We start from the raw sequence: 12,886 nt of genomic DNA on the forward strand, positions 1-12,886 counted from the left end.
TCATTTTAATGAATACATCTGAGGACAAAAACTCAAAACTTTGGGGAGGAAGATTTAAGGAAAAAGCTTCTTCCATTATGGAAAGGATAGGAGAATCTATTTCTTTCGACAAAAAATTATACAAAGAAGATCTAGAAGGAAGTAGGGCCCACGCCAAGATGCTTACAAAGATGGGCATCTTAGATTCTACTGAATTAAAAGATATTCTTGATGGATTAAATCAGGTAGAAGAAGAAATAGAATCCGGAAATTTCAAATTCAGTTCTGAGTTGGAAGATATTCATATGCATGTGGAATCCAGACTTACAGAATTGAAAGGAGAAGTTGGAAAAAAATTACATACGGCCAGATCTAGAAACGATCAAGTCTCTCAAGATACAAGGCTCTATGTAAGAAATCGGATCCAAGAAATTTTAGTACGTTTAGATTCTTTGAGAGAAGCACTTCATGAACAAGCTTCTAAAAATATAGATACAATTATTCCGGGATATACTCATCTTCAGGTTGCTCAGCCAATTAGAGCCTCTCATTTTTTATTGGCCTATTTTTGGATGTTTACTCGAGACTTGGAGTTTTTCGAGTTCGCGAGTAAAACTGCGAATATTTTAGTTCTCGGCTCCGGTGCAATGGCTGGAGTGAATTACCAAAACGATAGAGAGTTTTTGGCTTCTGAATTAAAAGTAGATTCTATTTCTCCAAATAGTATGGATGGAGTCTCGAATAGAGATCATCTTTTACAGTTTCTATTTGCTGCTGTCCAAACAATGTCTCACGCTTCTCGTTTCTGCGAGGATATCGTTCTGTATTCTTCCCAGGAATTTGGTCTGGTTAAACTGCCTGATTCTTTAACTACTGGATCTTCTATCATGCCCCAGAAAAAGAATCCGGATATCGCGGAGCTAATCCGTGGAAAATCTGCGAGGGTGGCGGGCAACTTAAATCATTTGATCGGCCTCTTAAAGGGATTGCCTCTTACTTACAATCGTGATTTACAAGAAGACAAGTTAGCTGTTTTTGATGCTGTAGAAACTGTTCTATTAAGCCTGGAAGGTTTAGAGGCAATGGTTTCAGAAATGCAGTTCAGGCCAGAAAGAGGAGAAAGATCCTTGAAAGAAGGATTTGCTACTGCTACAGATTTGGCTGACTTTTTAGTAGGTGAGAAAAAAGTCCCATTTAGAACTGCACATGAATTGGTAGGAAGACTTGTATCCGAATGTGTGGAAAGAAAAGAGAATTTATTCACAATCTCAGAAGAGATCAGAAAAGAAATTTCTCCTTATTTTACTGGAGAAGAATATTCCAAGGCGGTAAGTCTGGAACTTTCTACAGACAAAAAATCTAGTTATGGCGGAACTTCCAGGTCCAGACAGTTAGAACAATTGGAACTCGCGAAACAATCTATTAAATCAATCCAAAGGAATACGAAATGAATTATCCGAATATAAAATCGAATTCTAAGCCCAGAATTTTCGGTGCCTTAGCATGGTTTACGATTTTATTATTTTCTTTTGCCTGTAAGGCAAATCCATATGCGGAACAAAGATATGTTCCCGAAGCATATAGCCCAGTCGAGGTTGTAGTCAGAAAAGAGGAAAAACCTCGTGTGGCTCTTCCTGAAAAACCAGCTATCTATGCTTTGATAGAAACTACCCAAGGGAATATGCTTTTTGAACTGTACGATAAGGATGCTTCTAAAACAGTTCAAAATTTTATCGATCTTGCCCAAGGAGAGAAAGAATTCACTCTTCGTAATGGCCAGCCTCAGAAAAGACCATTTTATGATGGATTAACATTCCATAGGGTGATCGAAGGTTTTATGATCCAAGGTGGATGTCCTTACGGAGACGGATCTGGAACTCCTGGATACAGATTTGCAGATGAGATCAATGCTGCAAGCCTGGGTCTCGACCAAACTAAAATTGGACAGTCCCAATTTTATACTGGTTATCTTTATCGATATATTGGTGGAGAGCTTGGAATTCGTAGCCAAAGAGAAGCCGACGAAAGAAGAGAAGAACTCGAAAGTAATCTGGAGAAGGCCAAAAATCTTTCTGTAATGGAGATACTTTACAGATTAGGTTATCGTTATAATAATGTTGTTAAAAGTAAGAAAGCGATCAAAGGAGCCTTGGCAATGGCAAACGCAGGACCTAATACAAATGGTTCTCAGTTTTTCATCAACCAAGTAGACACTCCTCATTTGGATGGATTGCATACAGTATTCGGCCAGATCGTCCAAGGCGCTGATATAGTAGATAAGATCATTGCTTCTGGAAACGGCAAAACAACCATTCGCAAAGTGTCCATCTACGATAAGAGGACAAAATAATGAGTACTTCCCTGGACCAAAATCCTATTTTTCTTTCGGTGGCCCGAGAGATACAAGGCTCTGGCTCCACGGGAAGAATATTAGAAAAACTTTCCGGATTGCAGGTGGACGACTCTCGAGGTGGAGAAATGTTCCCTGAGGTCCGGAGCAGAAAAGACACTGCTTGGGATTTCCGCTCTGTGGTTTCACTCGTGAGACTCATCCAACAAAATAGGCAATCAGTCAGTCATTCTTATGAAGAAGCAATGGCTCGTTATAGTAAGGTGAATACCCTGACTGCAAAACGAAAAGCAAACGAAGAAGAAGTAAGGCTCAAACAAACTCTTACTGACTATATCTTAAAAATAGAATCCAATTTCGAAAAGAATGATAGGGCGGATGAGTCCATCCTAAAAGAGATCAGCCGCTTTTTCGATAGTTTGGAATCCGCGGAAAAACTCTCCGAATCCAATATCTCCAGTTTGAACTTATCTCCTAAATCGGTGGCCCAAATTGGACCAATTCTCGAAAAATACGAGGAATGTTACCAGGAATACAGTAAGCTCAAGCCTGTTCTTGGCCGATTGATCCGGATTGCTGATTATATTATAGAAGACGCAGAAGGCTAAAAGACTTCCGTTTCCTTCATAATTTCCCGTATTTTTTAGTAGGTTTTGTCTCTTTTTGCCGAAATCTAAAAGAGGACCATAGATTTTGCGTCCACACGGACTGAAATTTTAGAATGAAACAAATTCTGATCATACTAATTCTACTGAGTGCATTCGGCTTAGGATCTTATCCGAACAGAAATGCAAGGGGAGAAGTTTCCGAAAATTATATCCAAGCCCAGGGTATAGTGGATATCAAACTTCCTAAAATGCAGTTCCGAGAAAAGGAACCAATCTCTGCTGTACTTTCAGTTAGAAATACAGGAAATGAGGTTCTCAGGATTTTTCCTTATGGAAAAGATTTACGTTCCTTCCAAGTAATCGTAAGAGATGAAGACGGTAGAACCGTTTCAAGAATTGAAGAAGAAAGAAAACAGGACCCGATCTTAAGAAGAAGGAACAAAGTAGAAAATCTTGTAGGTGACGAGGTCAAAGAGATCATTCTTCACAAAGACGAGACCTTCTCCAAAGAGATCCGGATCGATCATCTATACGAGTTAGAGCCTGGTAAAAAATATTTCGTAACCGCTTACTTCTATCCTAATATCTCCGAATATGGAGACCATTTTGTAAGATCAGAAAGCCATCCTTATTTTAGCGTAGAAGAACGTAAAAAAGATTGGGTGCTTCCTGGAGTTCCTTACCAAGATCCTGCAACAGACGGACTTGAACCTGAAGAAGTGATCCATCTATTCTTAGGTGCCGAAAAAAAGAAAAACTGGAAGCTCCATTTCAAATGGATCCATTTCCCTGAATATATACAAGCATACGACAGATTTGCAAGAGATTGGCAACAATCGGAAGAAGCTGAAAAAGATTTTGTTCTAGAAGAATTCCGAAATTATCTGGCAGAAAACAGATCGGGTATGTTACAATACTATAAGATCTTGGGAACGGAAAAGGTGAATTCAAATCTTTCCAAAGTGCGGGTCGCTGTAGAAAGAAGAGTGAATAAAGTCCCTGTCCGATATGAATACGAATTTACTTTGAGAAGAATGCCGGAAGAAAACGGAATGTTTTGGAAAGTGGCTAATCTATTAGCGAAGGTAAGAAAATGACCGAAATTTTATCCCAAGACGAGATAGACGCATTATTAAACGCGATCTCCAGCGGAGAAGTAGCGGAAGATGAATATTCTTCCGTAGGGGAACAGAAGAAGGTCAAAATTTATGACTTCAAACGTCCCGACAAATTTTCTAAAGACCAGATCCGTACTCTTCAGATGATGCACGAGACATTTGCTCGTTTGGCTACAACTGGACTTTCTGCCCAGTTGCGAGCTCTCGTTCACGTTCACGTTGCTGCGGTGGATCAGTTAACTTATGAAGAATTCATTCGTTCTATTCCGAACCCGACTACACTTGCCGTAATCAATATGGACCCACTTAGGGGTTCTGCAATTTTAGAAATAGATCCTTCTATTTCATTTACGATCATTGACCGTCTATTTGGTGGTAAGGGAGAGACTGCAAAAATCTCCCGAGAACTTTCCGAGATTGAGATGAGCGTAATGGAAGGGATTATCGTTCGTATCTTAGGAAACATGAGAGAGGCTTGGTCGACTGTAATCGATCTTAGACCTCGTTTGGGTAACATCGAGACAAACCCTCAATTCGCTCAGGTTGTACCTCCAAATGACATGGTGGTATTGATCAACTTAGAAACTAAGATTGGTGAGGTAGAAGGTCTAACCAACCTTTGTATTCCGTATATCACGATCGAGCCTATCATTAACAAACTTTCTGCTCAGTATTGGTATTCCTCTATTCGTAAGGGTGAGTTGGACGAGAACAGGGCAATCATCCAAGAACGTTTGGATCAGGTGCAAATTCCAGTAATTGCAGAAGTTGGTTCAGTAGATATTTCCATTTTGGATTTTATGAACTTAACTGTAGGTGATGTTGTTAAATTAGAAAACACCACTACAAGATCTGACATGCTTGTAAAAGTAGGGGAACGTAAGAAGTTCAAATGTCTTCCTGGACGTGTCGGAAATAGACTCGCTATCCAAATTGGAGATAGAGTAGAAGATATTCCTGATGAATTACTTGGTTCTACTAGATCAGAACAAGAATATTGATATAGTCTTCTCTACGAAAACTTTTGATCCAGATCAAAACACAAAAAAAGCGGGAAAAAATTCCCGCTTTTTCTTTTTAAAGAATATAGAAATCGGAAAACGATTACTTTCTCCAGTGAATACATTCACCGGGACATTCATCCATTTCTTTCTGAACTGTTTTCCAATCTTCCTCAGGGATCTGAGCTTGGTTAACATTCTCTCCTCCGATATGAGTCTCGGAAGTATCGTTATCGTCCATTTGAAAGTACTTAGGTAGATTGTCTGCACACTGGTTGCAAGAAGTACAGTTGTCCTTATCTACATAGGCTATTTTGCTCATTCTGTCACTCCTTTGGAACTTTTTAGTTCTTCGATTTGGCGGTCTAGGGTTACAATTTCTAGACTGGGGCTATGGCGCAATACCTTTTCCTTACAGATTCCGCCGCTGATTGCCAGTCTCAACAGAATTTGAGGCCATCTACCAATTAGACAGGTTACTACCCGAATAATTCAAAAGGCCAGAGTAAAAATGTGGACGGAAATTTCTTTCATCGATATTCTTCCTAAACCTATTTCAAGGGAGAATCAGAACTAAATGAAACGGATTGCCATAACCTTCTTTCTGGCCCTCAGTATTGTATTTGTAGATTGTAAGAAAGCCAAAGAAGATCTCCAAGGTGGAGTGATCACATTCACCAAGGGAACAGTAAAAATTTTCGATAAAGCCGGAAAAGAAAAAGCAGTATCTCTTGATACTTTCCTTTTGCCGGAAGATAAGATAGAAACCGGAAAAGATTCTTATGCAGACCTTCAATTGACTGAAGGAGTTCTTGTTAGGATCAAAGAAAACACGAGCCTCACTCTAAAGAAAATTTTTATAGATTCCGCAAATGGGGAAACCTTCGCGGATCTTGGTTTGACCAAAGGGAAAATTTTTACCAAGGTCGCAAACAAACTCACCAAAACTTCCAAATTCACCGTTTCAACTCCAACAGTCGTAGCTTCTGTTAGAGGAACTGAGTTCATCGTAGAGGAGTCTGGTAAAGGAACAAGCACAAGAGTTTCCGATGGATCTGTCGAAGTTGCTGACGCAGATAATCCTGAAAGCCAAGCGATTGCAGACGCAGGAGAAAACGTTAGTACTAACGGAGATACATTCAAAGAACAACCTTTAACAGAGGATGAATCCCAAGAATTAAAAGAAGATTCTGCTACTATCCAATCCATTACGGAAGAGCAAAGAGCTCGTATCCAAGAGATCCTAAAAGATTTCCAAGAGAATAAGGCTCGTATCCTCCAAGGTTTGGAAGAGCAAAAAGAAAGGAATAGAGAACTAATTGAAGGCGCAAAAGAAGAAAATCGTAAACTTCTAGAAGATGCTAAGAGCGCTGGAAAAGAAGAAAAAGAAGCCATCCAAAAAGCAGGCAAAGAAGAGAAAGAAAAAGTAAAATCTTCTATGGATGATGCCAAGAAAGAATTGGAAAATCAGCGTAAGTCTTTAAAAGACCAGGCAGCTCCTAAATAAGGTATTTCCTATTCTGAAAAACAAGGAGCCGTTTCCGTAAGGGAGCGGCTTTTTTTATTCTTCTTCTTTGGAACGAAGTTTATACCAAAGAATAGTGGTGGTAAATAGTAAGGTGAATCCGTTCGCAAGAATGATAGGAAAATCATTCTTTAAGATCCCATAACAAAGCCAGAAAAACACTCCAACTGATAGGACCAGATACATATTCCTAGAAATATCCCTAGTCCTTTTTTCCAGGATCACTTTAATAAGCTGGGGAAGAAATGCCAGAGTAGTCAAAGTACAAGCAATAAATCCAAGTAAAGAAATCGGATCTATCATTTGCTTGTGTACTCTCTTGTGACGATCGTTTTAATCCCACCTCTTAGGTTATAATCACCCTTGACTTTGATGTATTTTGGATCTACCGACTGGATCAGATCTTCTAAGATATGATTCACAACATTCTCATGAAAAATTCCAAGGTTTCTGTAGGCGAGAATATACTCTTTAAGAGATTTTAACTCGATACATTTTGCCTTCGGTATATAGCTGATCTCTATCACTCCAAAATCTGGCAGTCCGGTTTTAGGACAAACCGCGGTGAATTCTGGAATGGTAAAATCGATTGTGTAATCCTTACCTTCGTACACATTGGCGAAAGATTCTATCTCGGGAAGTTTCAGACTGGGGATATGGTCCTGTCTTCCCTCATAAGCGGAAATTCCTATCGACTCTTGTTGATGGCTCATGATTCCCTCTTTAAACCAGAGTTTTCCGGACTTTGTCTCTGGGAATCTTTTTACAACTCACATAAAGGAAACGTTAAGGATACCTTGGAATGAAGCACCAAAATGTAATTGGGATCGTGGATTTTGGAGGGCAGTATGCCCATTTGATCGCGTCCAGAATTCGTCGTTTGGGGGCTTATTCCGAAATTTTAGGTAACGACGAACCTATTGAAACATATTCCAAACTTTCAGGTATCATTCTTTCCGGGGGACCCGAAAGTGTATATGAGCCGAATTCTCCTTCTCTACCGGTCGAGGTCCTAAAACTAGGAATTCCAGTTTTAGGGATTTGTTATGGCCACCAACTTATGATGAAACTTCTCGGCGGAGAAGTTAAAAAAGCAGGCATAGCAGAATACGGAAGAGCCGCTTTAGATTTTATTGATACTCCTAAAACACAATTACTCAAAGGTTTTGCAGGTGGAGAAGTTGTATGGATGAGCCATGGGGACGAGGTGACTCGTCTGCCGGAAGGTTTTACTCGCACTGCATCCAGCCAAGATTGCGAATACGCAGTGGTTGAAAACCCAACTCAAAAATGGTTCGGGATACAACTTCACCCTGAAGTAACTCATACAGAAAAAGGTTCTGTTCTTTTAGAAAACTTTGTAAAAATTTCAGGGGCAGAAGGCACCTGGGATCTAAAACAATTCTTAGATCTAAAAGAAAAAGAATTACATACAATCGTTCCTGCAGACAAAAAGATTTTCTTACTTGTATCCGGAGGAGTGGATTCGACAGTTTCTTACCTTCTTCTTTCCAGAGCTTTAGGAAAAGACAGAGTTAAGGGTGTTCTGATCGATACTGGATTTATGAGAAAGGATGAGGTTGCAAGTCTACAGGAAAAACTTTCCCCACAAGGGATCCAGTTGCATGTTCATGATTCTTCTGAACTTTTTTATTCCGCTTTAAAAGGTAAAAAAGATCCGGAAGAAAAACGTAAGATTGTTGGAAATCTATTCTTACAAGCGCAAGCGGATTGTGCTAAAAGTTTAGGGCTAAATGCAGACGAATGGTTACTCGGACAAGGGACAATCTATCCAGACACGATAGAAAGTGGTGGAACAAAACATTCTCATACGATCAAGACTCACCATAATCGAGTAGAAGCTATCCAAAAATTAATGGAAGAAGGTAAGGTAGTAGAACCTATCAAAGACCTTTATAAAGACGAGGTTAGGGAACTTGGAAATTACCTAGGGCTTCCTAAAGAATGGACTGGCAGACATCCTTTCCCGGGGCCTGGACTTGTGGTTCGAATGATCGCGCAAGAAAAACCAGTCGAAGAATCTGTTCAGAAAACATTAGATGAACTTGTAGCGGCAGATTCTTCTCTTCAAGCAAAACTTTTACCTGTGGCTTCTGTTGGTGTAAAAGGAGACCAGAGATCCTATGCGCATTGTGCTGCAATTTCTGGGGACAAAACCTGGGACGAGCTCGATAAAATTTCTACAGCGATCACAAATCAAATTTCTTCAGTCAATCGAGTGGTTCTATTTTTAGGTGGCCTTGAGTCCTTCTCAAAAGCAAACTTCAAATTCCAACCAATTGACTTGGACAAAAAAGACTCTGATATTTTAAGAGAAGCTGACGCGGCGGTGGAGAAGGTTCTCCAAAAAAGAAAGATCTACGATCAGATCTGGCAAATGCCAGTAGTACTTCTTCCTTTGGGCTCCGAATCCGGAAAAAGAAGTATCGTTCTTAGACCTGTAGATTCTCAAGAAGCGATGACTGCGAGTTTCTTCCGATTGGAAAAAGATGTTTTGGATGAATTGGTTTCAGAAGTTTTAAAAGTTCCCGGGATAGAATATCTTTTTTTCGATCTTACGAACAAACCTCCTGGAACAATCGAGTGGGAATAATTTCCACTAAAAGACCACTGAAATTAATCTGAAAGTCCTGGATCAAATTTGGGGATAAGAAAATTTTTGCCGTTCCAGATCAGATCCCAATTTTCAGGATTTTCTCTCCATTCCAGTTCCGGATCTAAAAGGATTTCTGTAGAAACTCTTCCCCAGATCTCTTTTTGAAAAGGGTGGAGTAGATTTCCGAAAGAATCAAATTTCAAATTTTCAGGCTGGAATAAGATCCCTTTTTCTCCTCCGTAATAGAGTTTATCTCCAATTCTATGTTTAAACAGAACTGGATAATGTTCTGTTCGCACAAAGTTCATTTCTTTCCCACAGGGAGAGATATAGGCATATTCAGGATATTTGCCTGTACGGTTTTTTTCTAGATGAGTGAAAAAGAACTCTAAAAACTTTTTATCCGTCAGCTCTGAATCTTCATGGAAAAGTCTAGCATTCGAGTCGATTCGATAGAAATAGATCCTCAAAGTCTTTCCTCCACTTTTCTATTGACACCTTGCCCACACACAAAATCATACCTCATATCGGCGTCGTGGCCAAGTGGTAAGGCATGGCTCTGCAAAAGCTTGATCCCCGGTTCGAATCCGGGCGACGCCTGGCAGAGTCTCTCAAACGCCTGGATGGTGGAATAGGTAGACACCCAGGACTTAAAATCCTGTGAGTTCACGCTCGTGCGGGTTCAAGTCCCGCTCCAGGTACCAACTTTACTTTAATTTAAAATCGCAGAGATCTCCCAAGTCTAGGACAGGAAGATCCATCTGCTTCTCCGGACTGAAACCTCCAAATCGGATCTTAAAACTCCTGAAAAATACGATATCTGGAAAGATCGTAATTTTAGAGAGCTCCATGGTCTCTTTCCAAATGAATGAATTCCAACCAGGTTTCAGATCTAATTCCTTAGTTCCTAAATCATATTTTCTATGAGACCAATATAGTTTGTCTTCATCAAAAGATTCTTCTGAAAATACTGTAACGCTAACCTTAGTCGGTGGATTTTCCCAAGTCGGGGAAATATAGATCCCTAAAGAATAATCTTCTTCTCGGAGTTTAGCTGGATTTGGATATCTATGAGTAAGGCAACCTTCAAGAGAAAATTCTGAATTTCCCTCCGAAGCGGAGACTATAATATTTTCTGAAATTCTTTTTTCTCTTTCAGAAGTTTGATTCCTAAAAGGAAGGATACGTCTTTCTATCTTTTTCGCAACTTGAGAAGAAGAAGCAAATACCTGTCTCCCATATGCAAGTTCTGCAGGGATAGAAAGTCTCCAAATCCAGAAAGAAGTATTTAATAGTAAGGTGAAACTTAAGAAGATCGTAGAGGCAGTTGAAAATTTAGAAGATGTTTCCTTCTCTCTTCCCCATAAAAGTCCTGCCAAAGCAAAGAAGGGAAGTGCGACTTCATCATCTAAAAGATAACATTGGAAAAATCCAGCTACCCAGATAAATCCCACACCCACCAAAGGAAAATTTCCTTCTTCTAAACTTGAATTAGCAATCTTTCTAAATAAAAGATAGAAGAATCCGATCCATAAAATTCCGGAGAACCATCCTCCTACGATCGCAAATTCTAAGATATCATTATGAGCATGTTTGTTAGGAGTGATATATAACTCATACCAAAGTTGTTCATTTTTCTCTATAAATGATTTAGAAATATCTGAGCTGGTTTCCTTAAATCTTCCTCCTCCAGTTCCCAAGATCGGATTTTTTGCAAGTAATGGAAGGCTAAGTTTATAGATCCAATATCTTTGGTTTTCGGGAGTTTGGATCTCTGTGAGTTGGGCAAGAGTTCTTTGTAATAACCAGTTCCTTTGGTAAAAGAATCGAACTGTTCCGGCAAGAGTGATTAGTAGTAAGATTACAATCGAAATTCTTGCAAGAGTGAACCTTGGTAATTTGCCCGAGAAATCTTTCCATTTACTTAGAATAAAATAAACAGTAACTGCGAAAACTCCGAGCCATGCAGATTTGCTTTGGTTGAGTAAAAAGACCCAAAGCGATAGCAGAAGAAGGATGCCAAATCCAACTGTACGTTTTAAATCTTTCTCCTTTAGCTTTCTTAAAGTGAGAAGTGCAATTCCAGGAATATAAAAAGAAATTAATCCGCCATAGGTCAAATGAGTGTTCATTAACCCGATCGGAAGATAAGTATCCAGACCAAAAAGTGGTCCGGCAGGATGTTGCCTTCTATCTCCTGGCGCTGGAGTAAAACCATTGGAGATAAATTTACCAAGCCTGTATTCGCTGAAAACAGAAGCGATCCCCGAGATCAAGACGAGTAAGAATGAGATCCAAAGATATTTATAGATCAGACTTCTATTTTTTTCATCTGAAGAATGAACTGCCGCAATTGGAAATAAGATCGAAAGCCAGAAATCTCCCGCTTCCGATTGTCTTGTGAATGTTTTCCAGAAATTGGAATATTCTTCGAAGTGTACCAAAGACGAAATGAATACAAGGGCATAAGCTCCTAAAATGAATCCCCAAGGCAGAAGGTAAGATCTGATCTTTTGGAAATTCTCTTTAGGGGAGAATATAAAACAGAAAATGCTTAGGCCTGCCAAGATTTGAGAGGCAGAAACGGAAAGTGGAAATGCTACTAAAAATAATAATAAGGAATGTAAGGAGATCTTTCCAGAGGTCTCTGAAATTTGAGAAAAGAAGCTAGGTTTCACCGGTCCCCAGACTTTCCTTTTCCTCTCAGATTTCCAGAAAAAACCGCTGACAAAGAAGGAAAACCTACTATTTTAGGAATTCATTCGCTTCTTTGCGATATTCGAATATATGGCAGAATCCGTTAAAACCAAGGAAACTTCTTCCCCTAAAAAAAAGAAATCTAAAGCCAAGGCACCCTTGAGCAGAAATGAGGTCCGGGAAAGATTTCTAAAAAAACTTTCAGTCGCGATCATCACTTATAATGAAGAAGCGAATATCGGGGATTGTATTAAATCTTGCCGAGATATTGCAGACGAGATCGTTGTTTTAGATTCAAATAGTACAGACAAAACCAAAGAGATCAGTGAGTCCTTTCCAGAGGTTCGTTTTTCCTCTCAGAATTTTAAAGGGCATGTAGAACAGAAGAATGACGCGATCTCTCTCTGTAAGAATGAATGGATCCTGTCTTTGGATGCGGATGAACGACTGAGCGAAGAACTTAAAATATCTCTCCGTGCATTTTTAGAAAGTCCGGAAGATCCTTCCTTAAATGGACTCAAAGTTTCCAGGCTTACATTTCATATGGGAAGGTTTATCCGCTTTTCAGGCTGGTATCCTCAGACCAAATATCGAATTATTCGAAAATCAAAGTCCAAATGGGCAGGAGAAAATCCTCACGACTATCTAGTGGTAGAAGGAAAAGGTAAAAAGATAAAAGGGGATATACTACATTATAGTTTTGCAGACCTTGCACAACAAGTGGATACGATCAATAAATTCTCTTCTATCGTTTCCTGGACTCGCTGGAAGAAGAATAAAAATTTCTCCCTGGCCCGTACGATCATCAAACCTTTTGGAAAATTTGTAGAGATCTATGTTTTCAAACTTGGTTTCCTAGACGGATTTCCTGGATTTACGATCGCGATCTCTTCTGCATATTCCACTTTTCTAAAAGAAGCAAAGGTCTACGAAATGGGGAAAAAATTGATAGAACGCCCTTCTAATCTCCGAAAAGATTACGGGAACTAAG

At 39.5% G+C, this 12,886-nt stretch carries 13 protein-coding genes and 2 tRNA genes; 10 read left to right on the top strand and 5 right to left on the bottom strand.

Annotated elements, in window-relative coordinates:
• The first annotated feature begins 8 nt into the window (after positions 1-8).
• From argH to fliM, 5 genes are all read left to right on the top strand, one after another.
• Positions 9-1,430: an argininosuccinate lyase gene (argH, locus tag CH362_RS09090; RefSeq protein WP_100710037.1), complete on the top strand. Its 1,422-nt coding sequence runs from the start codon at positions 9-11 to the stop codon at positions 1,428-1,430.
• On the top strand, positions 1,427-2,329 hold the full coding sequence (locus CH362_RS09095; RefSeq protein ID WP_100710038.1) for a peptidylprolyl isomerase: 903 nt from the start codon (positions 1,427-1,429) through the stop codon (positions 2,327-2,329). Before argH ends, CH362_RS09095 begins: the two co-directional genes overlap by 4 nt.
• Positions 2,329-2,937: a hypothetical protein gene (locus tag CH362_RS09100; RefSeq protein WP_100710039.1), complete on the top strand. Its 609-nt coding sequence runs from the start codon at positions 2,329-2,331 to the stop codon at positions 2,935-2,937. The genes CH362_RS09095 and CH362_RS09100 overlap by 1 nt, the downstream gene beginning before the upstream one ends.
• Before the next feature lie 113 nt (positions 2,938-3,050).
• The gene (locus tag CH362_RS09105; RefSeq protein ID WP_100710040.1) at positions 3,051-4,034 is read left to right on the top strand and encodes a hypothetical protein; all 984 of its coding nucleotides are present in this window, start codon (positions 3,051-3,053) and stop codon (positions 4,032-4,034) included.
• Complete coding sequence (gene fliM / locus CH362_RS09110; protein WP_020768525.1) at positions 4,031-5,056, top strand: flagellar motor switch protein FliM; 1,026 nt, start codon at positions 4,031-4,033, stop codon at positions 5,054-5,056. The genes CH362_RS09105 and fliM overlap by 4 nt, the downstream gene beginning before the upstream one ends.
• Positions 5,057-5,159: 103 nt before the next feature.
• Here fliM and CH362_RS09115 read toward each other — a convergent pair whose 3' ends face one another.
• A complete protein-coding gene (locus CH362_RS09115; protein ID WP_100710041.1) occupies positions 5,160-5,378 on the bottom strand; it encodes a ferredoxin in 219 nt (72 codons plus the stop codon).
• 255 nt (positions 5,379-5,633) lie between these two features.
• On the opposite strand from CH362_RS09115, the gene lsa33 reads away from it, so the two are divergent.
• Entirely contained in the window at positions 5,634-6,563 is a 930-nt protein-coding gene (gene lsa33, locus CH362_RS09120) for a surface adhesin Lsa33 (protein ID WP_100710042.1), read from the top strand.
• A 54-nt stretch (positions 6,564-6,617) separates the two neighbouring features.
• On the opposite strand, the gene CH362_RS09125 is transcribed toward lsa33, so the two are convergent.
• Positions 6,618-6,881: a SemiSWEET transporter gene (locus CH362_RS09125; protein WP_165780250.1), complete on the bottom strand. Its 264-nt coding sequence runs from the start codon at positions 6,879-6,881 to the stop codon at positions 6,618-6,620.
• A complete protein-coding gene (gene queF / locus CH362_RS09130) occupies positions 6,881-7,294 on the bottom strand; it encodes a preQ(1) synthase (protein WP_100710043.1) in 414 nt (137 codons plus the stop codon). Before queF ends, CH362_RS09125 begins: the two co-directional genes overlap by 1 nt.
• An 89-nt stretch (positions 7,295-7,383) precedes the next feature.
• On the opposite strand from queF, the gene guaA reads away from it, so the two are divergent.
• Entirely contained in the window at positions 7,384-9,195 is a 1,812-nt protein-coding gene (gene guaA / locus CH362_RS09135) for a glutamine-hydrolyzing GMP synthase (RefSeq protein ID WP_100710044.1), read from the top strand.
• Positions 9,196-9,218: 23 nt separating this feature from the next.
• Here the strand turns inward: guaA and CH362_RS09140 are convergent, their stop codons facing one another.
• Entirely contained in the window at positions 9,219-9,668 is a 450-nt protein-coding gene (locus CH362_RS09140; protein WP_100710045.1) for a DUF4505 family protein, read from the bottom strand.
• A 59-nt stretch (positions 9,669-9,727) separates the two neighbouring features.
• Between CH362_RS09140 and CH362_RS09145 the strand changes: the two genes are divergently transcribed.
• Positions 9,728-9,798 (top strand) — tRNA-Cys (locus CH362_RS09145).
• Between the two features lie 17 nt (positions 9,799-9,815).
• Positions 9,816-9,902 (top strand) — tRNA-Leu (locus tag CH362_RS09150).
• Positions 9,903-9,905: 3 nt separating this feature from the next.
• On the opposite strand, the gene CH362_RS09155 is transcribed toward CH362_RS09150, so the two are convergent.
• Positions 9,906-11,876 (bottom strand): O-antigen ligase family protein, encoded by a 1,971-nt coding sequence (locus tag CH362_RS09155; RefSeq protein ID WP_100710046.1) that lies wholly within the window; start codon positions 11,874-11,876, stop codon positions 9,906-9,908.
• Between the two features lie 109 nt (positions 11,877-11,985).
• Between CH362_RS09155 and CH362_RS09160 the strand changes: the two genes are divergently transcribed.
• Positions 11,986-12,885, top strand: coding sequence for a glycosyltransferase family 2 protein (locus tag CH362_RS09160; RefSeq protein WP_100710047.1), 900 nt, complete (start codon positions 11,986-11,988; stop codon positions 12,883-12,885).
• Position 12,886 lies beyond the last annotated feature (1 nt).

It is taken from the genome of Leptospira saintgironsiae (assembly GCF_002811765.1).
Lineage (GTDB): Bacteria > Spirochaetota > Leptospiria > Leptospirales > Leptospiraceae > Leptospira_B > Leptospira_B saintgironsiae.

Coding starts and splice junctions, on each gene's coding strand:
- argH (WP_100710037.1), top strand. CDS start 9: ATGAATACATCTGAGGACAAAAACTCAAAACTTTGGGGAGGAAGATTT.
- CH362_RS09095 (WP_100710038.1), top strand. CDS start 1,427: ATGAATTATCCGAATATAAAATCGAATTCTAAGCCCAGAATTTTCGGT.
- CH362_RS09100 (WP_100710039.1), top strand. CDS start 2,329: ATGAGTACTTCCCTGGACCAAAATCCTATTTTTCTTTCGGTGGCCCGA.
- CH362_RS09105 (WP_100710040.1), top strand. CDS start 3,051: ATGAAACAAATTCTGATCATACTAATTCTACTGAGTGCATTCGGCTTA.
- fliM (WP_020768525.1), top strand. CDS start 4,031: ATGACCGAAATTTTATCCCAAGACGAGATAGACGCATTATTAAACGCG.
- CH362_RS09115 (WP_100710041.1), bottom strand. CDS start 5,378: ATGAGCAAAATAGCCTATGTAGATAAGGACAACTGTACTTCTTGCAAC.
- lsa33 (WP_100710042.1), top strand. CDS start 5,634: ATGAAACGGATTGCCATAACCTTCTTTCTGGCCCTCAGTATTGTATTT.
- queF (WP_100710043.1), bottom strand. CDS start 7,294: ATGAGCCATCAACAAGAGTCGATAGGAATTTCCGCTTATGAGGGAAGA.
- guaA (WP_100710044.1), top strand. CDS start 7,384: ATGAAGCACCAAAATGTAATTGGGATCGTGGATTTTGGAGGGCAGTAT.
- CH362_RS09160 (WP_100710047.1), top strand. CDS start 11,986: ATGGCAGAATCCGTTAAAACCAAGGAAACTTCTTCCCCTAAAAAAAAG.